General features: G+C 72.3%; 19 protein-coding genes. 7 read left to right on the forward strand and 12 right to left on the reverse strand.

The genetic code is table 11. The annotated features are described in order from the left end of the window. Nucleotides 1-175 precede the first annotated feature (175 nt). The gene (locus ACJX2R_RS20830) at nt 176-619 is read left to right on the forward strand and encodes a hypothetical protein (protein WP_020871152.1); all 444 of its coding nucleotides are present in this window, start codon (nt 176-178) and stop codon (nt 617-619) included. Between the two features lie 159 nt (nt 620-778). Here the strand turns inward: ACJX2R_RS20830 and ACJX2R_RS20835 are convergent, their stop codons facing one another. Next, nucleotides 779-4888 (reverse strand): ABC transporter transmembrane domain-containing protein, encoded by a 4110-nt coding sequence (locus ACJX2R_RS20835; protein ID WP_413105916.1) that lies wholly within the window; start codon nt 4886-4888, stop codon nt 779-781. Between the two features lie 644 nt (nt 4889-5532). After that, a complete protein-coding gene (locus ACJX2R_RS20840) occupies nt 5533-5820 on the reverse strand; it encodes a helix-turn-helix domain-containing protein (protein WP_413101365.1) in 288 nt (95 codons plus the stop codon). 75 nt (nt 5821-5895) lie between these two features. Between ACJX2R_RS20840 and map the strand changes: the two genes are divergently transcribed. Together map and ACJX2R_RS20850 are read left to right on the forward strand one after the other, a co-directional pair. Then, a complete protein-coding gene (gene map, locus ACJX2R_RS20845) occupies nt 5896-6663 on the forward strand; it encodes a type I methionyl aminopeptidase (RefSeq protein ID WP_413101366.1) in 768 nt (255 codons plus the stop codon). Between the two features lie 147 nt (nt 6664-6810). Continuing rightward, nucleotides 6811-7803, forward strand: coding sequence for a helix-turn-helix domain-containing protein (locus ACJX2R_RS20850; protein WP_413105917.1), 993 nt, complete (start codon nt 6811-6813; stop codon nt 7801-7803). A 205-nt stretch (nt 7804-8008) separates the two neighbouring features. Here the strand turns inward: ACJX2R_RS20850 and ACJX2R_RS20855 are convergent, their stop codons facing one another. The 7 genes from ACJX2R_RS20855 to ACJX2R_RS20885 form a co-directional block, all read right to left on the reverse strand. Then, complete coding sequence (locus ACJX2R_RS20855) at nt 8009-10819, reverse strand: glycosyl hydrolase family 65 protein (protein WP_413101367.1); 2811 nt, start codon at nt 10817-10819, stop codon at nt 8009-8011. A 745-nt stretch (nt 10820-11564) separates the two neighbouring features. Continuing rightward, complete coding sequence (locus ACJX2R_RS20860; RefSeq protein ID WP_413101368.1) at nt 11565-12239, reverse strand: response regulator; 675 nt, start codon at nt 12237-12239, stop codon at nt 11565-11567. Continuing rightward, nucleotides 12236-13591: a sensor histidine kinase gene (locus ACJX2R_RS20865; RefSeq protein WP_413101369.1), complete on the reverse strand. Its 1356-nt coding sequence runs from the start codon at nt 13589-13591 to the stop codon at nt 12236-12238. The genes ACJX2R_RS20860 and ACJX2R_RS20865 overlap by 4 nt, the downstream gene beginning before the upstream one ends. 10 nt (nt 13592-13601) lie before the next feature. Continuing rightward, nucleotides 13602-14888, reverse strand: a complete 1287-nt coding sequence (locus ACJX2R_RS20870) for an acyltransferase family protein (RefSeq protein WP_413105918.1) — start codon at nt 14886-14888, stop codon at nt 13602-13604. A gap of 58 nt (nt 14889-14946) precedes the next feature. Further along, complete coding sequence (locus tag ACJX2R_RS20875) at nt 14947-15870, reverse strand: alpha/beta hydrolase (protein WP_413101370.1); 924 nt, start codon at nt 15868-15870, stop codon at nt 14947-14949. Nucleotides 15871-16031: 161 nt separating this feature from the next. Beyond that, nucleotides 16032-16664, reverse strand: a complete 633-nt coding sequence (locus ACJX2R_RS20880; protein ID WP_413101371.1) for an SRPBCC family protein — start codon at nt 16662-16664, stop codon at nt 16032-16034. A 3-nt stretch (nt 16665-16667) separates the two neighbouring features. After that, the gene (locus ACJX2R_RS20885) at nt 16668-17039 is read right to left on the reverse strand and encodes an ArsR/SmtB family transcription factor (protein WP_262699702.1); all 372 of its coding nucleotides are present in this window, start codon (nt 17037-17039) and stop codon (nt 16668-16670) included. Between the two features lie 312 nt (nt 17040-17351). Between ACJX2R_RS20885 and ACJX2R_RS20890 the strand changes: the two genes are divergently transcribed. The 3 genes from ACJX2R_RS20890 to ACJX2R_RS20900 all read left to right on the forward strand — a co-directional run bounded on the left by ACJX2R_RS20890 (nt 17352) and on the right by ACJX2R_RS20900 (nt 20095). Then, complete coding sequence (locus ACJX2R_RS20890; RefSeq protein ID WP_413101372.1) at nt 17352-17555, forward strand: cold-shock protein; 204 nt, start codon at nt 17352-17354, stop codon at nt 17553-17555. Between the two features lie 95 nt (nt 17556-17650). Beyond that, nucleotides 17651-19096, forward strand: coding sequence for a DEAD/DEAH box helicase (locus ACJX2R_RS20895; protein ID WP_413101373.1), 1446 nt, complete (start codon nt 17651-17653; stop codon nt 19094-19096). 189 nt (nt 19097-19285) lie between these two features. Continuing rightward, nucleotides 19286-20095, forward strand: a complete 810-nt coding sequence (locus ACJX2R_RS20900) for a phosphatase (protein ID WP_413101374.1) — start codon at nt 19286-19288, stop codon at nt 20093-20095. A 90-nt stretch (nt 20096-20185) separates the two neighbouring features. Here the strand turns inward: ACJX2R_RS20900 and ACJX2R_RS20905 are convergent, their stop codons facing one another. From ACJX2R_RS20905 to ACJX2R_RS20915, 3 genes are all read right to left on the reverse strand, one after another. Beyond that, nucleotides 20186-21079 carry an acyl-CoA thioesterase gene (locus ACJX2R_RS20905; RefSeq protein ID WP_413101375.1) on the reverse strand — a complete coding sequence of 298 codons (894 nt, stop codon included), beginning with the start codon at nt 21077-21079 and terminating at the stop codon, nt 20186-20188. Nucleotides 21080-21138: 59 nt separating this feature from the next. Continuing rightward, complete coding sequence (locus ACJX2R_RS20910; RefSeq protein ID WP_413101376.1) at nt 21139-22296, reverse strand: acyl-CoA dehydrogenase family protein; 1158 nt, start codon at nt 22294-22296, stop codon at nt 21139-21141. Between the two features lie 163 nt (nt 22297-22459). Then, nucleotides 22460-23080 carry a TetR/AcrR family transcriptional regulator gene (locus ACJX2R_RS20915; RefSeq protein ID WP_413101377.1) on the reverse strand — a complete coding sequence of 207 codons (621 nt, stop codon included), beginning with the start codon at nt 23078-23080 and terminating at the stop codon, nt 22460-22462. Nucleotides 23081-23183: 103 nt separating this feature from the next. On the opposite strand from ACJX2R_RS20915, the gene ACJX2R_RS20920 reads away from it, so the two are divergent. After that, nucleotides 23184-24836, forward strand: coding sequence for a carboxyl transferase domain-containing protein (locus tag ACJX2R_RS20920; RefSeq protein WP_413101378.1), 1653 nt, complete (start codon nt 23184-23186; stop codon nt 24834-24836). The last annotated feature ends 5 nt before the right edge of the window (nt 24837-24841 follow it).

Here is a 24841-nt window from a genome sequence, read left to right on the forward strand (position 1 = left end):
CCCCTTGTTGCCGTGTTGACCCATTGCCCCGTGAATTCGCACAGGTCGCCGAGAACCTATCCGGGCACACACTCGCGTCGCCAGATGCCGTCAACGCTCCAACCCGGGGCCGAATACGGAGAGTTGTTACCGCCGCCCTCTTTCGTAGCGGGCTGTGATGGCTCATGCTGCCTGTATGGACCGAGACGAACGGCACGACCGGAGTGAACGGGCCGAGCGGCTGACGCGGTATCTGAACGAATTGCAGGAACGGATCGATCCTCGCTCGCTGGAGCTGCTGATGCGGCTGCTGCGCGAGTTGAGCACCTCACCGGCCGTCCGCGGGGGGACGTACGAGCTCGGGATGGGGCCGGAGGAGAAAGAGCTGTTCACCCCCGCTCTCCAGGCCGAGCTGCTGGTGTTGTTCGGCCTGCTCACCTCCCAGGACGAGCGTGTGGTGGTCGACCTCGGCGACAGTCCGCACGCCAAGGGCATGAAGGTGCTGGTGCCTCAGGAGCGAGCCGGGGACCCCGACTTCCTGCACCGCCACAAGCAGCGGGTGGCGGCCGAGGCGGAGCAGCGGGAGCGTGACCGGCGGGAGGTGGAGGGCATAGCGAGGGCCAGCGGCATGGAACCATGAAGTTACCGTACGTAACAGCAGGCGAACGCTAAGCGTTACCGCCCCGAAGGGGCGCGGGGAACTGCGCGAGCAACCACGACGGCGCCGCAGCCGACCGAACACCGCAGCCGACCGAGACGAGACGCATCCCGGCACCGAGCGGAACGCTTAGCGGAGCGGCTACGCCACGGCGGGAGCCGTCTCGCCCATGAACGTGCGCCACAGCGCGGCGTACCGGCCGTCCCGCGCCACCAGCTCCTCATGGGTGCCGTCCTCGACGACCCGGCCGTGGTCCAGGACCACCACCCGGTCCGCACGGGCGGCGGTGGTCAGCCGATGGGCGACGACCAGTGTGGTGCGCCGTCCCGTAAGACGATCCGTGGCCTGGTTGACCAGGGCCTCGGTGGCCAGATCGAGCGCGGCCGTGGCCTCGTCGAGCAGCAGGATGTCCGGGTTCACCAGCTCGGCGCGCGCCAGCGCGATCAACTGCCGCTGCCCGGCGGAGAGATTGCGCCCGCGCTCGGAGACCTCGTGCAGATAGCCACCGTCGAGCGACGCCACCATGTCATGGGCGCCGACCGCCCGCGCGGCGGCCTCCACCTCCGCGTCGCTCGCGCCGGGCCGTCCGTAGGCGATGGCATCGCGCACCGTCCCGGCGAAGAGATACGGCTCCTGCGGGACCACCCCGAGGTGGCCGCGGTATCCGGTGAGGTCGAGTTCGCGCAGATCCACACCGTCCACCCGCACGGCGCCCCGCGTCGGGTCGTAGAACCGCGCCACCAGCTTGACCAGCGTGGACTTACCGGCCCCGGTCTCCCCGACGAACGCCACGGTCTGCCCCGAGGGGATCGTGAGCGAGATGCCCGCCAGCGCCTCCTCGCCGTCCCCGTACCGGAACCGCACATCGTCGAAGGTGATGTCGCCGCGCATCGCGGGCACCTCGCGCGGGGCCTCGGCCACCGGTGTGGTGGTGGGCTCGCGCAGCAACTCCTGGATGCGGCCCAGCGACACGGTGGCCTGCTGATAGCCGTCGAAGACCTGGGAGAGCTGCTGGACGGGGGCGAAGAACAGGTCGATGTAGAGGAGGTACGCCACCAGCGCGCCCGCCGTCAGCGTGCCGTCCCCGACCCGCCCGGCGCCCACGATGAGCACCAGCGCCGTGGCCACGGACGCCAGCAGCTGGACGAACGGGAAGTACACCGAGATCAGCCGCTGACCGCGGATCCGCGCCTGGCGGTAGGCGTCGCTGCGCGCCGCGAACCGCTCCCGGCCGGACCGCTCGCGCCGGAACGCCTGCACGATCCGCAGACCCGCCACGCTCTCCTGAAGATCCGCGTTGACCACGCTCACGCGCTCGCGGGCCAGTTCGTACGCCTTGACGCTGCGGCGCCGGAACACCACCGTGCCGATGATGAGCGGCGGCAGGGTCAGGAAGACCACCAGCGCGAGCTCCACGTCGATGATGAGCAGCGCGACCAGGATGCCGAAGAAGGTCAGCAGGCTGACCACGGCGGTGACGAGACCGGTCTGGAGGAACGTGGACAGCGCGTCGACGTCGGTGGTCATCCGCGTCATGATCTTGCCGCTCAGCTCGCGCTCGTAGTAGTCGAGACCGAGCCGCTGGAGCTGGGCGAAGATCTTCACGCGCAGGGCGTAGAGCACCCGTTCACCGGTACGCCCGGTCATCCGGGTCTCGCCGATCTGGGCAGCCCACTGCACGAGGACGACGACGAGCGCGAGCCCGGAGGCGGCCCACACCGCGCCGAGCGAGAGCCGCTGGACGCCCTGGTCGATCCCGTGCCGGATGAGCACGGGCAGCAGCAGCCCGGCGATCGCGTCCACGGCCACGAGCGCCAGCGCGACCAGGAGCGGCGCCCCGAAGCCGCGCAGCAGCCGCCGCAGCCCGTACGTCTCCTCGGGGCGGGCGGCCCGCTCCTCGTCGATGTCGGGGGTGTCGGTGGCGGGCGGCAGGGCGGCGACCTTGGCGAGCAGTTCGGGGGTGGCGGGCATCCCGGACAGCGCCCCCGCGAGCCCGGGCCCGGCCACGGCCCCGGCCCCCGCGCCCACCGCCGTGTCGCCCTTACGGCGCTCACCATCGGGCCGCACCCATAGCTCCGGGGTCACCCCGCGGTGGCCCACGGCCCCGTCCGGCGGACAGGTGGTGCTGTCCCCGTCCGGCGCCCGTACGGTGCCCTCCCCCTCTCGAACGACGTGCGCGGGGTCGTCCCCACCGTGTGAACGGCCCCGCCCCTCCGGGTCGGACGGCGCCCACGGCTCGGCCGCCACTCCCTCATGGACCGCCTCACCGGCGGCGTGCGCGGAGTCGTCCCCGCCGCGCGCCCGCCAACACGCCGTGGGGAGCGGGCGCCCCTCGGGGCCGTGCGCCGTGCGGTCGCCATCGGCGGGCGGCCCGCCGTCGAGACACGGCTCGGCCAACCCGGTCGCGGCGGCTTCCCCGCCGAACGCATCGGCGAACCCCGCCGCGTGCGTGGCGGCGCCGCGTGGCGCACCCGGGGGCTGGCCGTCGCCGCTCGGGGCCGGGGTGTCGCCGCCCGGTGCCGGGGCAGCGTCACCCGGGGCCAGGGCGGCGTCGGCCTCGGACCCGTCCGCCAGCAGGCGCCGGTACACGGCGCTGCGCGCCCTCAGTTCCTCGTCCGTGCCCACGTCCACGACCCGGCCCCGGTCCATCACCGCGATGCGGTCGGCGAGGGCGAGGGTCGAGGGGCGGTGTGCGATCAGCAGGGTGGTACGGCCCGCCATGACGCCCCGGAGCGCCTCGTGGATCTCGTGCTCGACGCGCGCGTCCACCGCCGAGGTGGCGTCGTCCAGGACGAGCAGCCGGGGGTCGGTGAGGATCGCGCGGGCCAGGGCCAGCCGCTGGCGCTGGCCGCCGGAGAGGGTCAGCCCCTGCTCGCCGACCTCGGTGTCATAGCCGTTCGGCAGCTCGGAGAGGAAACCGTCGGCCTGCGCGGCGCGGGCGGCGGCCCGGATCCGCTCCTCGCTCGCGTCCGGCAGCCCGTAGGCGAGGTTGGCGCGCACGGTGTCGGAGAAGAGGAAGCTGTCCTCCGGCACCAGCCCGACCGCCCCGCGCAGCGAGTCGTACGTCAGCTCCCGCACATCGTGGCCGCCGATCCGCACCGCGCCCGACGACACGTCGTAGAAGCGCGGCAGCAGCATGGACAGCGTCGACTTGCCGCTTCCGGATGCGCCCACGACGGCCAGGGTCTCGCCCGGCTCGATGCGCAGGGACACCTCGGAGAGCACCGGCCGCTCGGGGTCGTAGCCGAAGCTCACCCGGTCGAACTCGACCGTCGCCGGGGCGTCCTCGGGAAGCTCCCGGGCGTCGGGGCGCTCGTCGATGACGGGCTCGGTGTCGATGAGCTCGAAGACGCGCTCGACCCCGGCCCGCGCCTGCTGCCCGATGGTCAGCAGCATCGTGAGCATCCGCACCGGGCCCACGAGCTGGGCGAGGTAGGTCGAGAAGGCCACGAAGGTGCCGAGGGTGATCTGGCCCCGGGTGGCCATCCAGCCGCCGAGCGCCAGCATGGCGACCTGGCCGAGGGCGGGGACGGCCTGGAGGGCCGGGGTGTAGCGCGAGTTCAGCCGTACGGTCCGCAGCCGGGCGGCGAACAGCCCCCGGCCGACCTCCCGCAGCTTGTCGGTCTCCTGCGCCTCCTGCCCGAACCCCTTGACCACCCGGACACCGGTCACGGCCCCGTCGACCACACCCGCGACGGCGGCCGCCTGCCCCTGGGCGTACCAGGTGGCGGGGAAGAGCCGAATACGGCTGCGGGAGGCGAGGATCCACAGGGCCGGGGCGACGGCGAGGGCGACGACGGTGAGCAGCGGCGAGAGCACGGCCATCACGACGAGCGAGACCAGGAAGAGCAGAATGTTGCCGATCATCATCGGCACCATGAAGAGCAGGCCCTGGATCAGCTGGAGGTCGCTGGTGGCCCGGCCGATGATCTGGCCGGTGGAGAGCTTGTCCTGCCGTCTGCCGTCGAAGCGGGCGATGGCCGCGAACATCTCGGTGCGCAGGGCGTGCTGGACGTCGAGGGCGAGCCGTCCGCCGTAGAAGCGGCGGACGTAGGTGAGGACGTACACCACGAGGGCGGCGACGATCAGCAGGGTGGCCCAGGGGGCGAGGGACCGGTCGTGCGAGACGATCACATCGTCGATGATCAGCTTCGGCACCAGCGGGACGAGCGCCATGACGGCCATTCCGGCGAGCGAGGCGCCGAGGGCGAGCAGCACATCGCTGCGGTACTGCCAGCAGTAGCCGAACAGCCGCCTTACCCAGCCCTGCCCGGCTTCCGAGCCATCCGCGTCCGCCCCGCCCGCATCCCTTTCACCCGTCTCACCCGACGCGCCCGCCACTACGTCCGCCACCCGTGACCTCCCGATCCGCACACGCTTCCGGAAGGAACCAACACACTGATGTGCGGATTTCATCCTGCCGCAACAAATGGATCGGAGCGGGGGGGCTGCGCGGCACCCGGCGCGCTCCTCCCCTCCCCGCCCCTTCCCACTACCAGGGGCTCCGCCCCTGGAACCCCGGGGCCCCAGGAGCCCCAGGGTCCGGGAGCCCCCGGACCTCCGGGCCCCTGGAGCCCAACTGGAGCCCCAGGGGTCCAGGGGGCCAGGGGCCCAGGGGCCCAGGAGCCAGAGCCCGGAGCCAGGGCCCAGGGGCCAGGGGCCCAGGGGTCCAGGGGGCCAGGGCCCAGGAGCCAGGGCCCGGAGCCAGGGCCCAGGGGCCAGGGGGGCGAAGCCCCCCGCTCCAGGGCCTGGGGCGGAGCACGCATCCCGGGGTCTGGGGCGCAGCCCCAGGTTCGGGGTCTGGGGCGCAGCCCCAGGTTCGGGAAGGGGCGGGGAGGGGAAACAGCCCGCCGCAGGCGGGACGATCCGCCGGGCGCCTCCCGGCTAGGCCTCGGCTAGGCCGCCTCCTCCGCCACCCCCTCCCCCCGCTCCGGAGCCGTAACCGCGGCACAGCGCTCCGCGATCTCCCCCAGGGTCAGCCCAAGGGTGGCGGCGAGCGCCGCGATGGTGAAGAAGGCGGGGGTCGGGGCCCGGCCGGTCTCGATCTTCCGCAGGGTCTCGGCGGAGATCCCGGCCCCGGCGGCGACCTCGGCCATGCTCCGTTCGCCACGGGCCTGGCGCAGCAGAGCACCGAGGAAGCGGCCGCGTTCACGTTCCAGCGGGGTGAGAGGAGTGCGCACCATGACCGTGATACTAATACCGGTATAGTAATTGGTGCACACCGAACCGGCGGTTCGGTCATGCGAAGGGGCTCACCCATGGTGGAAATCAAGACCGACGCGTCCCTGGACGCGATGCGCGAGGCGGGCCGCGTCGTGGCCTCGGCGCTCGACGCCGCACAGCGGGCGGCGGCCATCGGCGTCTCGCTGCGCGAGCTGGACGAGGCGGCGCGGGAGGTGCTGCGCGAGGCCGGGGCGAGCTCCCCGTTCCTCGGCTACCGACCGCAGTTCGCGTCCACCCCCTTCCCCGCGGTCATCTGCGCCTCGGTCAACGACGCCATCGTCCACGGCATCCCGGGCGACTACCGGCTGCGCGACGGCGATCTGGTGACCATCGACTGCGGTGCGACGCTGGACGGCTGGAGCGGCGACGCCGCGGTCAGTTTCATCGTCGGCACCCCGCGCCCGGCCGACGTCCAGCTGATCGAGGCCACCCGGCAGGCGCTGGACGCGGGGATCGCGGCGGCCGTCGCGGGGGGCCGGATGGGCGACATCTCCCATGCCGTGGGGACGGTGGGGCGCGCCGCGGGCTACGGCATCATGGAGGACTTCGGCGGCCATGGCATCGGCCGGCGGATGCACGAGGACCCGCCGGTCCCCAACGAGGGGCGGCCCGGCCGGGGCTTTCCGCTGCGGCACGGGCTGGTGCTGGCCATCGAGCCGATGTTCCTGGCGGGCGGCCTGGACGCGTACACCACCGACGACGACGGCTGGACCCTGCGGACGACGGACGGCAGCCGCGCCGCCCACAGCGAGCACACGGTGGCGATCACGGACGACGGCCCACGGATCCTGACCGCGCTCTGAGCAGGCACCTCACACCCCGTCCGGACACACGCTCGCGGAATCGCCTAAAAGCGGACTGTTCAATACCGGACCGTTCATCAAACACTTAGCAGGGCTGTCTAAGGTCGCGCCCATCGAAAAGCGCACCACCGGCCAGGCGAAAGGATGATGATCGTGACGGTGCCCCAGATCGACGACATCCCGCCCGCGGAACGGTTCGCGGCGTGGCGCGCCCTGTGCGAGCTGACGTCGATACCCATGGAACTGCGCAGCGACCATGAGCACGACTTCCGCGCGAACGTACGGGGCGGAGTGGACATCGGCGAGGTGATGCTGACCTACACCTCCGTACCGTCGCTGCGGAACGAGCGGACCGCGGCCCACATCCGGCGTTCCGACCCGGAGCTCTACCATCTGCGGCTCACCCTGCGCGGGGAGACCGACGTATGCCACGGGGACGCCGAAACCACGGTCGGCGCCCGGCAGTTCATGCTCACCTCCACCTCCGCGCCGTATCTGGCGGTGTGCGAGCGCGGCAGGGTCGACGGGATGACGGTCACCCTCCACCCCTCGCTGCTGCCGTTCCCGCCCGACGAGCTCCAGCGGCTGCTCGGGCGGCGGCTGTCCGGACGGTCCGGGATCGGGGCCATGCTCGCCGACTTCCTCACCCGCCTGGCCACCGAGTCCGACGCCTACGGCCCGGCCGACGCACCGCGCCTCGGCACCGTCGCCGTCGATCTGCTCAACGCGCTGCTCGCGCATGAGCTCGACACCGGTGCCGAGGCGCGCGCCGAGAACCGGCTCACCCCCGAGAGCCGTCGGCGTACCCTGCGGTTACGCGTCCAGGAGTTCGTCCGGCAGAACCTGGACCGCCCGGGGCTCACCCCGGCCTCGATCGCCGCGGCCCATCACATCTCGCTCCGGTACCTCTACCGCCTCTTCGAGGAGCAGGGGCACACCGTCTCCGCGTGGATCCGCGCCCAGCGCCTGGAACGCTGCCGCCGCGACCTCGCCGATCCGGCCCTGGGCGAAACCCCCATCCATGTCATCGCCGCCCGCTGGGGCTTCAGCCACGCCGCGGACTTCAGCCGTGCCTTCCGCGGCGCCTATGGCGTGCCCCCACGGGACTTCCGCCATAGGGCGCTCGCGGCGAACAGGTGAGCGGGGCTCCCCCCGTAGCAACCCTGCTCACCCGTCACTGATCAGCATGGGCTCGCCGGGGCCGGGATGTCGTTGGCCTTCTGTGCACACTGTCTTGATCCTGTGTGCACGGACCGCGCCCACAGTGCACGGACCGCGTCCGCCGAGCACGGACCGCACATCCCGGCCCCCACGGGGTCACTTGGCGCGGATCAGTTGGCGCGGATCACTTGGCGCGGGTCACCCGCAACTCCTCGACACCCGCGCGCTCCTTGTCGTCCGCCGACCGCACGGTGACCCGTACGAAACGGGCCGGGCCGGTCGTCCCCTCGCGCCAGTGGCGGCCGTCGAGCGAGGTCCGCACCTCGTGGGAGGCGGGGCGGGTACGGGTCCACTCCGGGCTGACCTTCGCCAGCCGAACGGCGCGCCCGAGGTCGGCCGTGAGCGTGCCCTCGGCGGCGTCGGGGACCCAGGCGGTGGCCGCGTTGCCGTCCACGGCGGCACCCGCGTACATCCCGGGCTCCTCCGTGCTCGCCGTCGCCTTACCGCAGCGCGCGACGTTGTCGGTCGGCTCGAGGTCGGGGCGGCGGGTCTTGAGCACCGCGGGCGCGCCCCGGCTCACGATCCGCTCCCCGCCGTGCGGGGTCTCGATCCGCATCGGCGCGCCCGCCGTCAGCCTTACGGTCGTCTCGTGCGGGCCGATGGCCACGTCGTAGGTGCGGCCCCGCCAGTGCAGCCCGCGCAGGGTGACACCGTCGTGGAGCTGCGGCGGCAGCGTCGGGTCCAGCCGCACGCCGTCCTCGTCCATCCGCATCCCGGTCAGACCGTGGGTGAAGACCTGGAGGAAGCCGCCCTTGCCGGTGAGGAAGTCCTGTGCCGGGGAGCCGGACAGGGGGTCCTGCGCGCCCGCCTTCTCGCCCCGCGCCTCCGAGAAGGTGTCGAAGGGGCCGCGGACGAACGGCTTGATGGCGCGCTGGAGGTAGGTGTACGTGGAGCAGCCGGGCTCGCCGATGGCGGCGGCGTCGATGGCGTGCACCGAGTCCGTCATGGCCGGACCGTCGGGGTCGGTGCGGGCCGCGTAGTAGTCGAGCGTCCTGGCGGCCGCCTGACCCGACATCGGCCACTCCAGCGGGTACATCAGCAGCACGGTGTCGGCCTGCTTGATCAGCGAGCCCTTGTAGCCGTCGTACTGCTGGAAGACCTGGCTCTTCTTGTCGTACGGGATCCGCATCCGGTCGGCGATCCGGTTCCAGGCGGCGGGCACCGGCTCGCCGAGGAGGCGGGCGGCGCGCGCGGCGGCGCGCAGGGCGGTGGCGGCCCCGGCGTTGGTGAAGACCGCGTCGTCCACGCCGTTGCTGTACTCGTCGGGACCGGCCACGTTCTTGATGGAGTAGCTGCCGTCGGCGTTGTGCGTGACGCGCCCCGACCAGAACTCGGCGATCCCCTTGAGCACCGGCCAGCCGCGTCCGCGCAGCCACCGGGTGTCGCCCGTCGACTGGTAGTACTGCCAGGCCGCGACGGCGATATCGCTCTGGAGGTGGTTCTGGGTGCGGCAGTGCGGCGGGTCCCAGCTGTGGCACTCGGTCCACAGCCCGCCCTTGCTCGCGCTGGTCCAGGGGTAGAACAGACCGGGGTAGCCCAGCTTGCGGGCGTTGGCGCGGGCGCCGGCGCGGGTCTTGTAGCGGTACTCCACCACCGACTTGGCGAGTCCGGGATGGGTGGCCAGCAGCCCGGGGTACATCCAGGTCTCGGCGTCCCAGAAGATCAGCCCGCCGTAGTTGTCGCTGCTCAGCCCGGTCGGGGAGATGCTGTTGCGGGAGCCGGCGCGGGTGGCGGACAGCAGCCCGTACTGCGCGGAGCGCACCCAGTCCTGGAGGTCGCGCTGACGGCGCCCGGCCACCTCGATGTCGGAGCGCCACAGCCGCTTCCAGGCGGCGCTGTGCGCGGCGAACAGCCCGTCCCAGCCCTGGTCCGCGGCGCGGCGGGAGGCGGCGAGGGCGTCGGCGCGCGGAGTGTGGGAGGTCAGCGCGGTGTCCACGCCCACGTACTTGGTGAACTCATAGGAACGGCCGGGGCGGACGGGGAAGCGGAGCCCCTGGCGCGCGGACAGGCCCCGCGCCGCGTCCGTACCACCGGCCTCGGTACCACCGGCCTCCGTGCCACCGGCTTCCTTCCCACCGGCCTCCTTACCGCCCGCCCGTGTGCCGCCCGTCCTCGGCTCGGCCGCCCGGACGCCCGGGCCGGGGCGCAGTGTGGAGGCCACGGCTCCGTCGGTCTTCGTGCCATCCGTACGGAAGGCGACATCGACCGTGCCGCCCTTATGGACGCCACCGCCGGTCCCGCTCATCCGCCGCGCACCGCGCCCGTCGAGCAGATCGGTGACGGTCGCGTCCCCGCCCCAGTGCGGGGTCATCCGCATCCTTACGGCGCCCACGTGCGCGTTGGCGCGGTCGGCGACGATGTCATAGGTGAGGTCGGTGGCGCGCCCGTCGGACGCGGTCCAGGTCAGGGAGGTCCGCACCAGACCGCAGCGCATGAAGACCGTCTGCCGGTAGTGGGAGATCCGCCCGGCGGAGGTCTGGGGGCCGAAGGTCTCCGAACGCTCGCCCCCGGTGGCCACGTTCAGCGTGGACCAGGTGGGGATGGCGGCGGCCACCTGCCGGTTCTCGGTCGTCTTCGCGTTGTGCGCGTAGAGGCCGGAGACGAAGGCGCCGTCGTAGCGGGGGGTGAACAGCGGCCAACCGGTCTTGTCACCCCCTCCCGAGTACCCGGTCCCCTGGGGCGGCACCCGCTGCCCCAGATAGCCGTTGCCCACATACGCGTGGGAGCTGTCCTTGGGGTCGATACGGCTGGAGGAGAGCGCCCAGCCGTCGGACGGCCCGCGCGTGCAGTCCCCTCCGGCGGTGGCGTCGGCCGCCGCGGAGGAGTCGGATTCGGGGGCGGCGGACGCCGGGGGCACGGCGGCGATCAGCCCGCAGACGAGGAGCGGGGCGATCAGCCGGGCGGGCCGGGGCGGCCGGAGGGGGGAGTACGTCATCGTTCTCCGTCGTGGTTCGCCGGTGACGGTCGCAGTGACCATAAAGAGGTGAACACGGTGGGTCAATGGATGGCGCAATGTCTTCAATACCTGAACACAAGTCCCCATGCGGGAACGCCAGCACGGCCCGACGAATAGTGCCGCCTGCGGCGGGCTGCTCCCCTCCCCGCCCCTTCCCGATACCAGGGGCTCCGCCCCTGGACCCCGGAGCCTGAGGCGCAACCCCGGCCCGTCCGGGCCCTGAGACACAGCCCCGGCCCGTCCGAGGCCTGGGGCGGAGCCCCGGCCCGTCCGGGGTCTGGGGCCGAGCCCCGGGCCGTCCGGGGTCTGGGGCAGAGCCCCGGCCCGTCCGGGTCCCGATGCGCAACCGCGGCCCATCCAGGCCCGATGCGCAACCCCGACCCATCCGGGCCCCGATGCGCAACCCCGACCCATCCAGGCCCCGATGCGCAACCCCGGCCCGTCCGGGTCCCGATGCGCAACCGCGGCCCATCCAGGCCCGATGCGCAACCCCGACCCATCCGAGGCCTGAGGAGCCCCGGTCCATCCGGGCCCTGAGACACAGCCCCGACCTATCCGGGCCCTGAGGCGCAACCCCGGTCCATCCGGGGCCTGAGGAGCCCCGGTCCATCCGGGCCCTGGGGCAGAGCCCCGGCCCGTCCGGGGTCTGGGGCGGAGCCCCAGTTTCGGGAAGGGGCGGGGAGGGGAAAGGTCCGCCGGACACCCCTCCCCTGGGAGAACCAAGTCAGGACGCGGACGGCCGCACCAGCCCCGTCTCGTACGCGAAGACCGCCGCCTGGGTCCGATCGCGCAGCCCCAGCTTGAACAGGATCCGGCTCACATGGGTCTTCACAGTCTGCTCGGCCACCACCAGCCGCCCCGCGATCTCCGCGTTCGACAGCCCCTGGGCGATCAGCGTGAGTACCTCGGTCTCGCGCTCCGTCAGATCGCCCACCCGGGCCCGGAGGGGCCCGCGCGGGGCGGCGGCGGTCACCCGGGAGAACTCGCCGATCAGGCGCTTGGTGATGTTCGGCGCCAGCAGCGCGTCTCCGCCCGCCACCACCCTTACCGCATGGGCCAGTTCATCCGCCGAGGCGTCCTTCAACAGAAACCCGGACGCGCCCGCGCGCAGCGCCTCGTAGACGTATTCGTCCAGGTCGAAGGTGGTGAGGACGAGGATCTTGACGGTGGCGCCGGCGGGTTCGGTGAGCCGGCGGGTGGCCTCGATACCGCCGACCCCCGGCATCCGTATGTCCATCAGGACCACGTCCGGGGCGAGCTCGGCGACCTGGGCGATGGCGTCGGCGCCGTCCACGGCCTGGCCGACGACCTCCATGTCCGGTTCGGCGTTGAGCAGCACCGTGAAGCCCTGGCGGACCATCATCTGGTCGTCGGCGATCAGGACGCGGATGGTCGTCATACGGGATCCTCGGCGGTCTCGGGCGCGGCGGCGGACGGGGCGGGGTGGTCCGTGGGCAGTACGGCGATCACCTCGTAACCGCCGTCCGGCGTCGGGCCGGTGGTCAGCTCGCCCCCTAGCATCGCAGCGCGCTCCCGCATCCCGAGCAGCCCGTGCCCGGCTCCGGGCGAGGGCGGGGCGGGCCGGTCCGGCGCGGTGTTGACGACCCGGACCGTCAGCCCGTGCCGCTGGTACCCCAACTCGACCCGCGCCTCGGCACCCGGCGCATGCCGCATCACATTGCTCAGCGCCTCCTGGACGATGCGGAACGCCGACAGTTCCACGCCCGGCGGCAGCGCCCGCCGCTCCCCGGTGACATCGGTAAGGATCGTGATCCCGGTCCCCCGTACCGTGCCCACCAGCTCGTCCAGCCGGTCCAGAGTGGGCTGCGGGGCGTGCCGGGCGCCGTCGGCCAGGGCGTCCTCGGAGCGCAGCACGCCCAGCACCCGGCGCAGTTCGGCCAGCGCCTCGACCGCGTTCTGCCGGATGCCCGCGAGGTTCTCCTTGAGCTCGTCGGAGGGGTTCTCTGCGAGGTGCGGGGCGACCTGGGCCTGGATGGATATCACCGACATGTGATGGGCGACCACGTCGTGCAGCTCGCGGGCGATGCGGTTGCGCTCCTCCAGCAGGGTGCGCCGGGCCCGTTCCTCCGCGGTGAGTTCCTCCTGCTCGACCAGCCGGGTCCGCGCCACCCGGCGGCCCCGCAGCGCGGCGCCCACCACCACGGCGGTGGTGAAGGCCGTAAGGGCCTCATCGAGGCCGTCGTCGTGGGGGTGGGTGGCGAAGGCCGCGGTGACCGCGCCCACCAGGAGGGTCAGCAGCAGCGCCTCGGCGGCGATCCGCGGGCGGACCCGCAGCGCGAGGAGGAACAGGACGGCGGTGTGCAGCGCGATCTGGCCGTAGTTCCAGGGGTAGAGCACGTACTCGGGGACGCGGTCGTCCACGTTCAGCGCCGTCACCAGGAGCATGGCGGTCGAGAGCCACCATGCCGGTATCGGGCGGGTCAGCGCCAGTTGGACGGCCAGCGCCTCGAGCACGACGAGCCCGATCAGCGGCACCGGGTCCTGGGACGTCCCCGGGCGGGCGGGCTCCTGGAACTGCGCCATGCTGAGCCAGGCCATGAGCACGGCGAACAACACCACATGGCCATGGGGCAGCCGGCCCAGCCAGCGCATCCGCGGCAGCGGATCGCGCGCCACCGTCCACAGGTCCTCGCGCAGGACGCCCGGCACCGCGCGCAGGGCCTCTCCCAGCGTGCGCGGCAGCGCGCGCAGGCCCCCCGCCAGCCGGTCCACGATCTTGCCGCCTGTCATGCCCTTGACTCTAGACACTCCGCCGCTCCACGTGCCGTGGCTGCTGTGCCTGCTTCTGCACCTGCTCCTGTACCTGCTGCTGGGCCTGCTTCTGTACCTGCTGCTGTGCCTGTTTCCCGGGGCGTCCCTCGCGGACGACTCGGCTGCCAACGCCCGCCGCGGGGCCGCCTCCGCGGACGACCCCGCCACCGCCCTTCCGCGGCCGCCCCGCCTCGTACACGTGGAACGCCGCCCAGCAGATCAGCAGCGCCCCCGCGAACACCGGCAGCCAGCACAGCCGGGCGAGCACCCAGCCGGGGCCGTCGGGCACGGTGTGCAGCCCGCTCTGCGGTCCGGCGAGCCGCAGCGTGGTCACGCTGACCGCCATCATCGCGGTCTGGTGCCACAGGAAGACGGTCATCGCGGCGAGGTTGACCAGCGCCACCACCGCCCACGCGACGGGCCGCGCCAGCGCCCGGCGCAGCGGGCCGCGCAGCAACAGGGCCGCGCCGCACTGGGCGAGCCCGAAGGTGACGGCCGCCAGGGTGGGCGGGTTGAGGTTGGAGACCGGGGCGCCGGGCACCCCGACCATCGCCGCCGGATAGCCGCCGAACAGGACGAGCCCGGCGGTGACCGCCGCGCCCCCGGTCAGCAGCACCCACCCGGCCGTCCGCCCGCGCAGCCTGCCACGGCCCCAGGCGGCGCCCAGGCAGTACGGGACCAGCCAGCCCGCCGCCAGGTTGACCCAGCCGAGCCAGGCGGGGCCGTCGAAGCCGAACCGGATCAGGTCGACATGCAGCACGACGGCGAGCGGCCACAGCGGATGCAGCCGCGCCACCAGCGGGGTCGCGGCCGTGAGCACCGCGTAGACCAGCAGGAACCACAGCGGGGACAGGACGAGTTTGAGCAGCGTGTGCACGGTCAGCAGGCTCACCCCGGCGCCGAGCAGCGCCCCCGCCGCCACGGCCCATACGGTGAGCACGGCGGCCACGGGCCGGAACAGCCGTACCAGCCGGGCGCGCAGCCACCGCCGGTAGGTGATGCCCCGGGCGCGGGCGCAGTCGTGACTCTTGGCGCCCATCTGCCCGCCGACCAGGAAGAACACCGCGAGGGTCTGGAACACCCAGGAGACGGGGGTGAGTCCGGGCTGGTACAGCAGCGGACTGGCCGCGCGCAGAGTGCCGCTGTCGGCCACGAGGGCGGTCACCAGCCAGTGGCCGAGCACCACGCCGAGGATGGCGACGGCCCGCAGGCCGTCCACCGCGCGGTCGCGGCCGGGCGGGGTGGCGGCCTCGATCCGCCGGGCGAGGTCACGCAGCCGTATCGGGTCCCGCAGTTGGATCGGGTCCCGCAGCCGTATCGGGTCCCGCGCCGTCTCACGCATCGCGGCCCTCCACGATCCGGCCCATGCTCACCAGGGCGACGGACCCGGACTTGAGGTAGTCGCTGTGCCCGACGTCCCCCGCGTCGAAGGTCCGCGCCCCGAACCGCCGGGAGACCGGGTCGGTCCCGAAGCCGATGGTCGTGCCCAGCAGCGGGATCCGCACATGCGGCACCCCGCCGATCCAGTCGTGTCCGCCCCGCCCGGCCCAGACGGTGGCCCGGGTGTGCAGCTGCCGGGCGTCGTCATACCCCGTCCCGGGGCTGCCGTACAGGACGATGTCCGCTGCGTTCAGCCCCCGGGCGGCCCGGGCGCAGACCACCGAGCCGTAGGAGTGGCACAGGAGCGAGATCCGGGCCCGGGGTATGGCCGCGTTCAACTCCCGTACGAACGCGGCCAGTCGGGGAGCGGCACCGGCGGCCCGGCCCGTGGTCAGCACCTCGGGTGCCACGGTGCCGGGCGTCTTGTACCCGAGCCAGCCGATGACGGCCGTATGGCGCCCGAGTTGACGGCTCAACGCGAGCGCCCCGTCCCGGAACCGGCCGTACGTCTCCAGGTTGGTGTCCGACCCCGGCACCAGCACCGCGACGCGGGTGGCACGGCCCAGATCCCCGTACACCTCGACGGCACGGCCCCCGTCGCGCCCGTCGAAGGACAGGAAGTGCCGCGACGACCCCCGCATCTTCCGCAGCGCCCGCGCCCGCTTGCGGTCCCCGTGCCGGGCGGCCATCACCTCGGCCGCCCGGATCCCGTCCCGGTTGGCCGCGTACCGGTGCTCAAGACCCGCGACGCGCACCGGCCCGAGCGCCACCGGCGCGGGCGCGGGCACCTCACCGGGCCCGGCGGCCCCCATCAGTGGCACCACCACCGAGGCGGTGACGAGCGCCGCGAGCAGGGCGCGGCGAAGACGGGACGCCATGGCTGTTCCTTCCGTACCAACGAATGTCGTGAGTACGGAAGGTATGGAGCCGGCCGTGTGGTTGGCGTCCCACCGGGGAGTGCATCTCCGGGGTAGTCCCCAGGTATGACGGGTAGGGGGTGGCCGCTCTCACGGACAGCCGCCGCCCTTACGGGCGGAAGTCAGCGTGCGGGTACGTAGAACTCCGTCGTGGCCCGCGTCGTCGCCGCCACCACCTCCGCCGGGGCCCCCGAGGCCTCGTACGCCGCGCCCCAGCGCTCGCTGCTGCGGGTCATGAACTCCCGCGCCTCGTCCGAGGCCTGCCACGCCTCCGGGTCGGCGGGCGCGCCTTCGCCCGTCAGATGCAGGGTGAGGCCGAGCAGCGCGCCGTCCCAGCCGACGCCGACCGCGCCGGGGCCGAACTGGTCCCACATCCCGGGCGGTACGACGGCGATGTGCTCCAGCTCGAAGACGGTCCGCTCCTCCCCCTCGGCGGTCAGCCGGACCTCGACCTCGCTGAAGCCGGGGTTCTCGCCGAACAGCCAGCTCACGGCGAGCAGCCGCGGGGGTTCGCAGCGCAGGATCTCGCCGCTCGCGTTGCCCGTCAGCTGATAGTGGCCGCCCAGCTTCAGGTCGCCGCTCACCGGCAGGAACCAGCGGCTGATCCGCTCGGGGTCGGTGCACGCGTCCCAGACGTCCCCGATCGCGGCGTCGTACGTGCGCCGCAGCAGGACGGTACGGGCCTCGCCGTCGGGCACCTCACGGGTGCCGACCTCGCGATGAACGTGGTTGATCTGATCGACGATCTCGCTCATGAGTCATGTCTCCGCATCGGTTCCGCTGCCGCCGCCGCGCTCCTGATCGAGCCGCCGCTGCCGCTTGCCCCGCGCCAGTTCCGTCCCCAGCGCGTCCAGCCGCTGCTCCCAGAAGCCCCGGAACCGGTCGAGCCACCGGTCGACCTCCCGCAGGGGCGCGGCCTCGACGGCGTACAACCGCCGTGTGCCCTCGGCCCGTACGGAGGCGAATCCGGCCTCCCGCAACACCCGCAGATGCTGCGAGACGGCGGGCTGCGAGATGCCGAACTCGGCCCGGACGGCGGAGCTGACCTCGCCGGAGGACCGCTCCCCCTCGGCGAGCAGCTCCAATATCCGGCGCCGGACGGGGTCTCCGAGGACATCGAGTGCGTGCACGTCCGGACTATGCCAGCCGCCGCTTATATAAGTCAACACTTAATTTTGCCCCTCGCGCCGCGACGGCCACCCGCCGCACCCGCCTCGACGGCATCGACGGCATCGACGCCGAATCCCGCCGTTCCGCGGCCGCACGTGATAGGCTGGCTTTCAGTTGCAGTTTTGGTACCCATGGACTTTGTGTGCGCCTGGCGGTATGTAGCCGCAGGCGCATTTCTTGTTTTTGCCGGTCATTTCCGGATGGGGTCATTTCGGCGACTCGGGATGCATTTCCCGCGCATTCCGGACCGACCCCATATGAAGGAGAAGGACATGGCTACTGGCACCGTGAAGTGGTTCAACGCGGAAAAGGGCTTCGGCTTCATCGAGCAGGACGGCGGCGGCGCCGACGTCTTCGCCCACTACTCGAACATCGCCACCAGCGGCTTCCGTGAGCTCCACGAAGGCCAGAAGGTGACCTTCGACGTCACCCAGGGCCAGAAGGGCCCGCAGGCGGAGAACATCGTTCCCGCCTGATCGCAGCGCCTGACACGAGCCGGGGCCCGTACCTCAAGGGGTGCGGGCCCCGGCTCGTACGCGTTTCCGCAGACCGCCCAGCAGAAGGCACCGCATTGAGCCGCTCCTCCCGCTCGTACCGCAAAAAACCCGCACCCTCCCGTGCCGCCGGCCATGGCCGGTCCACCGACCATGGCCGCCCCCGCTCCACCGGCGGAAACAACGGAAACGGCGGTAGGAACGACGGCGGAAACGAATTCGCCCTGCCGCCCGGCTCCGCTCCGGTGCTGCCCGCCGTCACGTCGTTCTCCGAGCTCGACATGCCGGAGGAACTGCACAAGGAGCTGGCCGAGCAGGGTGTCACCGTGCCCTTCCCGATCCAGGCGGCCGCCCTCCCCAACGCCCTCACCGGCCGGGACGTCCTGGGCCGTGGCCGGACCGGCTCCGGCAAGACCCTCGCGTTCGGCCTCGCCCTGCTGGCCCGCACCGCCGGGCGGCGCGCGGAGCGCGGCCGTCCCCTCGCCCTGGTACTGGTCCCCACCCGGGAGCTGGCCCAGCAGGTCACCGATGCGCTCGCCCCCTACGCCCGGCGGCTGCGGCTGCGTCCGGCCACCGTGGTCGGCGGAGTGTCGATCAACCGCCAGGCCGAGGCCCTGCGCAATGGCGCGGAGGTGGTCATCGCGACCCCCGGGCGCCTCCAGGACCTGATCGAACGCGGCGACTGCCGACTGGACCAGGTGCGCACCACGGTCCTCGACGAGGCCGACCAAATGGCCGACATGGGCTTCCTGCCCCAGGTGACCCGGCTGCTGCGACAGGTCCCCGCCGACGGCCAGCGCCTGCTGTTCTCCGCGACGCTCGACCACAACATCGGCCTGCTGGTGCGCCAGTTCCTCCACGACCCGGCCGTGCACTCGCTCGACCCGTCCGCCGGCGCCGTCACCACGATGGAGCACCATGTGCTGCACATCACGGATACCGACAAGCGCTCCGTCGTCACCCGGGTCGCCGCCAGGGACGGCCGCGTCATCCTGTTCCTGGACACCAAGCGCGGCGTCGACCGGCTGACCCGGCATCTGCTGACCAGCGGCGTACGGGCGGCCGCGCTGCACGGCGGCAAGTCCCAGCCGCAGCGCACCCGGACCCTGGACCACTTCAAGTCCGGCCATGTCACCGTGCTGGTGGCCACGAACGTCGCCGCCCGGGGCATCCATGTGGACGATCTCGATCTCGTCGTCAATGTCGACCCGCCCGCCGACCACAAGGACTATCTGCACCGTGGTGGCCGTACCGCCCGTGCGGGCGGATCCGGCAGCGTCATCACGCTGGTCACTCCGGACCAGCGCCGGGACATGGTCCGTCTCATGGCCGACGCGGGCATCACCCCCCGGACCGCCCGGGTCCACTCCACCGACCCCGAACTCACCCGTATCACCGGAGCGCAGGACCCCTCCGGTGTTCCCGTGACCATCAGCGCGCCCGTACCGCCGCAGCCACAGCGTGCGGGCCGGGCCGCCCGTCGCCCCACCAGGAGCCGTCGGCCCCGCCGCCAGGCCCGGTAGGGGGCCAGGTGCGGGGCCAGGCATGGGGCCAGGTGCAAGGCCAGGCATGGGGCCAGGTGCGGGGCCAGGCATGGGGCCTGGTGCGGGGCCTGGGCGGCGGCCGTCCGGGCGGACGTCCGGCATTTCGCCATGATCGTGTCACGCCCGACCGGCGGCGGATGTCCCCATTACCCCGTCGGAGAGGCGACAATGGGCCACATGCCGATACCCAGCGCCGTGCCCAGCCGTGCCGAACTGATCGACCATCTCGTCCGTACGCGCATCGCGGGCGATGTCGCCACCCCTCGTGAGAACAACCTCTCCCACTACCGCAAGCTCGCGAACGGCGACCGCCACTACTGGCTGGGCCTGGAACTGGGCGACCGCTGGACCGATGAGCAGGACGTGCTGGCGGTCATGGCCGAGCGCTGCGGCGTGGTGGACGACCCGCAGCACCGCGCGGGGCAGGACACCATCGACCCGGAGCTGACCGTCGGCGCGCTGGACCGGATGGCGTCGGTGCTGCGGAAGGCGGCGGAGGCGAGCGAGCGGGTGCTGTTCGCCACCGGGCACCCGGGCGGGCTGCTGGAGGTCCACCGGGCCACGGCGGCGGCGCTGCGGGCCGCCGGATGCGAGATCGTGGAGATCCCGGGCGGGCTACAGGCGGACGAGGGGTACGTCTTCCAGTTCTGCGACGTGGCGATGCTGGAGCGGGGCGCCACACTGTGGCACACCCACTCCCCCGCCCCCATGGCGGCGATCCTCGACGGGCTGGCCCACGAGGGGCGACCGCTGCCCGATCTGGTGGTCGCCGACCACGGCTGGGCGGGGTGCGCGGGGCAGCGGGGCATCGACGCGGTGGGCTACGCGGACTGCAACGACCCGGCGCTCTTCCTCGGCGAGTCCGAGGGCACGCTGTCGGCGGTGGTCCCGCTGGACGACCACGTCACCAACCCGAGGTTCTACGACGCGATGACGGCGTACCTGCTGGACGCGGCGGGGCTGACGGCCCAGTTCTGACCTGTTCTGACGTGTTCTGACGTCCTGGCCCTGACGGACCGGTATCCCACGGCCCGGTTGCCGACGGCTCCGGGCCGCCGCCCGCCGCGCTCACTTCTTCTCGCGCGGCACCCGCATGACCCCTTCCTGGATCACGGAGACGGCCAGCCGCCCGTCGGCGGTGAAGATACGGCCCTTGGCGAGCCCGCGTCCGCCGGAGGCGGAGGGGCTCTCCTGGTCGTACAGCAGCCAGTCGTCCACCCGGAACGGCCGGTGGAACCACATGGCGTGATCCAGGCTGGCGCCGACGATGTCGCCGACCGCCCAGCCGCCGCGCCCATGGGCGAGCAGGATGGAGTCCAGCAGCGTCATATCGGAGACATAGGTCGCCAGGCAGACGTGGAGCAGGGGGTGGTCGGCGGCGCCGTCCAGTTTGCCGTTGGTCCGGAACCAAACCTGCGACTTCGGCTCGCGCGGCTGTCCGACGCTGCCGAAGGGCGGCTCGTCCACGTACCGCAGATCGACCGCGGCCCGCGCCTGGAGCATCCGCTCGGTCACCCCGGGGCCGAGGAAGAGGTGCTCGTAGCGGGGCAGCAGCTCCTCGGCGGTGGGCAGGGAGAGCGGGTCGGGAACGTCCGGCATCCGCTCCTGGTGCTCGAGTCCGTCCTCATGCAGCTGGAAGGAGGCCGAGAGATGGAAGATCGGCTGTCCGTGCTGGACGGCGACCACCCGGCGGGTGGTGAAGGAGTGGCCGTCCCGGATCCGGTCGACGGTGTAGACGATGGGCGCCCCGGGGTCGCCGGGCCGCAGGAAGTACGCGTGCAGCGAATGCGCCGAGCGGTCCGCGGGCACGGTGCGGCCCGCGGCGACCAGGGCCTGGGCGGCGACCTGACCGCCGAAGACCCGCGGTACGAGGGGTGCGGCGTCGCTGGTGCCGCGGAAGATGTCCTTCTCGATCTGCTCGAGGTCGAGCAGATCGAGAAGGCCCTGAAGTGCGTCATTCATGATTCAAGCAGTCTTGCAGACCCGGATTGCGGTCCTGTTGCCGCTGGTCATGACGGTCGTCACAGACCCATCGACTTGGCGACGATGGACCGCATGACCTCGCTGGTACCGCCGTAGATCCGGTTGACGCGGGTGTCCGCGTACAGCCGGGCGATGGGGTACTCCATCATGTAGCCGTAGCCACCGTGGAGCTGGAGGCACCGGTCGATGACGACGGCGGCGCGCTCGGTGGTGAAGAGCTTGGCGGAGGCGGCGTCGGCGGCGGTCAGCTCACCGGCGTCGTGCGCGTCCAGGGCCCGGTCCACGACCGCCTGCATCGCGTCCACCTCGGACTTGCAGTCGGCGAGCACGAACTTGGTGTTCTGGAACGACGCCACCGGCTGGCCGAAGACGGTGCGGTCCCGGACGTACTCGGTGGCGAACCGTACGGCGGCCGCGGCCTGTGCGTACGCCCCGACGGCGATCCCCAGGCGCTCCTGCGGCAGATTGTGGGCGAGGTAGCCGAACGCCTTGCCCTCCTCGCCCAGCAGGTCCTCCACCGGCACCTTGACGTCGGTGAAGGAGAGCTCGGCGGTGTCGGAGGTCTTCAGGCCCAGCTTCTCCAGCTTGCGGCCGACCGCGTAGCCCTCGCTCTTGGTGTCCACCACGAGGATGGATATGCCGCCGCGGCGGTCCTCGGGGGTGGGCGGGGCGGTCCGGGCGCAGACCAGCACCCGGTCGGCCAGGACGCCGCCGGTGATGAAGGTCTTGGCGCCGTTGAGGACGTAGTGGGTGCCGTCCTCGGAGAGCTTGGCGGTGGTCTTCATGCCCGCCAGGTCGGAGCCGGTGCCGGGCTCGGTCATGGCGATGGCGGTCATCATGTCGCCGGAGACGAAGGAGGGCAGCCAGCGCCGCTTCTGCTCCTCGTTGGCGTACTTGAGGAGGTACGGCAGGCACAGCGCGGTGTGGACACTGCTGCCACCGAAGCTGACCCCGGCGCGGGCGGTCTCCTCGGTGATCACGGCGTTGAACTTGAAGCTGGTCTCGCCGGCCCCGCCGAACTCCTCGGGCACCTCGATGCCGAAGACACCGAGCTCACCGAGCTTCTTGTAGAACTCGCGCGGGGCCTGGCCGGCCTCCCGCCACTCGTCGTAGTACGGCACGACCTCGGCCGCGATGAAGTCGCGGATGGTCTCCCGGAACGCCTCGTGGTCCTCGTTGAACACCGTGCGGCGCATATTGGCGTGGCCCTCCTCGCGGCTAAGCCGCCGCCGCTCTCGCGGATCCGCCCGGCCGCCGTCGTGATTCCTCAATGATGACTTGGCAACGCTCACCTAAGCGCTTGCTCAGTGAAAGCTACCCGCCAGTTACCGACCCTGTCCAGCCTCCATAGGGCTCGGTTCAGCTCCGGGGCGCGCCATCCACACCATGGGCGCCCTCGAAGGCGCCCAAGGCCAGGCGGTGCAGCAGGGTGGCGGTGGCCGCGCGCCCCGGGAGGGCTCCGGGGCGGCCGAGGTGGGGCGTGGAGTTGAGCAGCCCGAAGACCGCGTGGACACACGCGCGGGCCTCGGTCTCGGCGAGCCGGGGGTAGACCTTCCGCACCACCTCGACCCACAGCTCCACGTACTGCCGCTGGAGGGAGCGCACCAGCTTGCGGTCGGTGTCCCGGAGCCGGTCGAGCTCGCGGTCGTGGAGGATGATCAGCGGGCGGTCGTCGAGGGCGAAGTCGATATGCCCCTCGATCAGCGAGTCCAGCACCTGCGCGGGGGCGCACCCGGCCCCCTCCCCCTCCGCGGCCCGCCGCTTGCCGCCCGTCAGCAGCCGGCCGCTGATCCCGACGAGCAGCTCGGCCAGCATCGCCTCCTTGCCGGGGAAGTGGCGGTAGAGACCGGGGCCGCTGATGCCGACCGCGGCGCCTATCTCATCGACGCCGACGCCGTGAAAGCCGCGCTCGGCGAAGAGGCGGGCGGCCTCCTTGAGGATCTGCTCACGGCGGCTCGGGGCGGGTGCTTGCGTGCTCATGGATTCAATTCTAGACAGCGGGGTTAGTGGTCGTTAACCTGGTGGGGAGTAGTTAACGTTCACTAACGGTACCGAGCGGGACCGAGCGAGGGGGCTCGTAGCCATGGAGCAGGCACCGGCACTGCGCAGCGGCGCCGACCCGGGATCGGAGGCCTGGAAGGCCAATGAGGCCGGGCACCGCGAGCTGGCCGCGCGGCTGCGCGAGAAGCTGGCCGTGGCGCGGCTGGGCGGCGGGGAGAAGGCGCGGGCGCGGCACACCGCGCGCGGCAAGCTGCTGCCGCGCGACCGGGTGGACACCCTCCTGGACCCGGGCTCCCCGTTCCTGGAGCTGGCACCGCTCGCGGCCGAGGGGATGTACGAGGGCCAGGCCCCGGCGGCGGGGGTGATCGCCGGGATCGGGCGGGTGTCGGGCCGTGAGGTGGTCGTGGTCGCCAATGACGCCACGGTCAAGGGCGGCACGTACTACCCGATGACGGTGAAGAAGCATCTGCGCGCCCAGGAGGTCGCGCTGGAGAACCGGCTGCCGTGCGTCTATCTGGTCGACTCCGGCGGTGCCTTCCTCCCCATGCAGGACGAGGTCTTCCCGGACCGCGACCACTTCGGGCGGATCTTCTACAACCAGGCGCGGCTGTCCGGCTCCGGGATTCCGCAGGTCGCGGCCGTGATGGGGTCCTGCACGGCGGGCGGGGCGTATGTCCCGGCGATGAGCGACGAGGCCGTGATCGTGCGCGGACAGGGCACGATCTTCCTGGGCGGGCCGCCGCTGGTGAAGGCGGCCACCGGTGAGGTGGTCTCGGCGGAGGAGCTGGGCGGCGGCGAGGTCCACTCCCGGGTCTCGGGCGTGACCGACCACCTGGCCGAGGACGACCCCCACGCGCTGCGGATCGTCCGGTCCATCGTCGCCACCCTGCCGCCGTCCCCGATGCGGCAGGGGTCGCCGCCGTGGCCGCTGGAGCCCTCCGAGGAGCCCGCGGTGGACCCGTCGGGGCTCTACGGGGTGGTCCCGGTCGACTCGCGCACGCCGTACGACGTGCGGGAGGTCATCGCGCGGGTGGTGGACGGCTCGCGGTTCGCCGAGTTCAAGGCCGAGTTCGGCACCACACTGGTCACGGGCTTCGCACGGATCATGGGCCACCCGGTGGGCATCGTCGCCAACAACGGCATCCTGTTCTCCGAATCGGCCCAGAAGGGCGCCCACTTCATCGAGCTGTGCGACCAGCGCGGCATCCCCCTGGTCTTCCTCCAGAACATCTCGGGGTTCATGGTGGGCCGCAGCTATGAGGCGGGCGGTATCGCCAAGCACGGCGCCAAGATGGTCACCGCCGTGGCCTGCACCCGCGTGCCCAAGCTCACGGTCGTCATCGGCGGTTCCTACGGCGCGGGCAACTACTCGATGTGCGGCCGGGCCTATTCGCCCCGCTTCCTGTGGATGTGGCCCAACGCCAAGATCTCGGTGATGGGCGGTGAGCAGGCCGCCTCCGTGCTCGCCACCGTCAAGCGCGACCAGATGGAGGCGCGCGGGGAGGAGTGGAGCGCCGAGGACGAGGAGGCGTTCCGGGCCCCGGTCCGCGAGCAGTACGAGGCGCAGGGAAACGCCTATTACGCCACCGCCCGGCTGTGGGACGACGGTGTGATCGACCCCCTGGAGACCCGCACGGTGCTCGGCCTCGCCCTTACGGCCTGCGCCAACGCACCGCTGCCCGGCCGTACGGCCACCGAGCCCGCGGCGCCCGGCTACGGCGTCTTCCGGATGTGAGGGGG

Source organism: Streptomyces sp. Inha503, assembly GCF_047215865.1.
GTDB classification, from domain to species: domain Bacteria; phylum Actinomycetota; class Actinomycetes; order Streptomycetales; family Streptomycetaceae; genus Streptomyces; species Streptomyces lycopersici.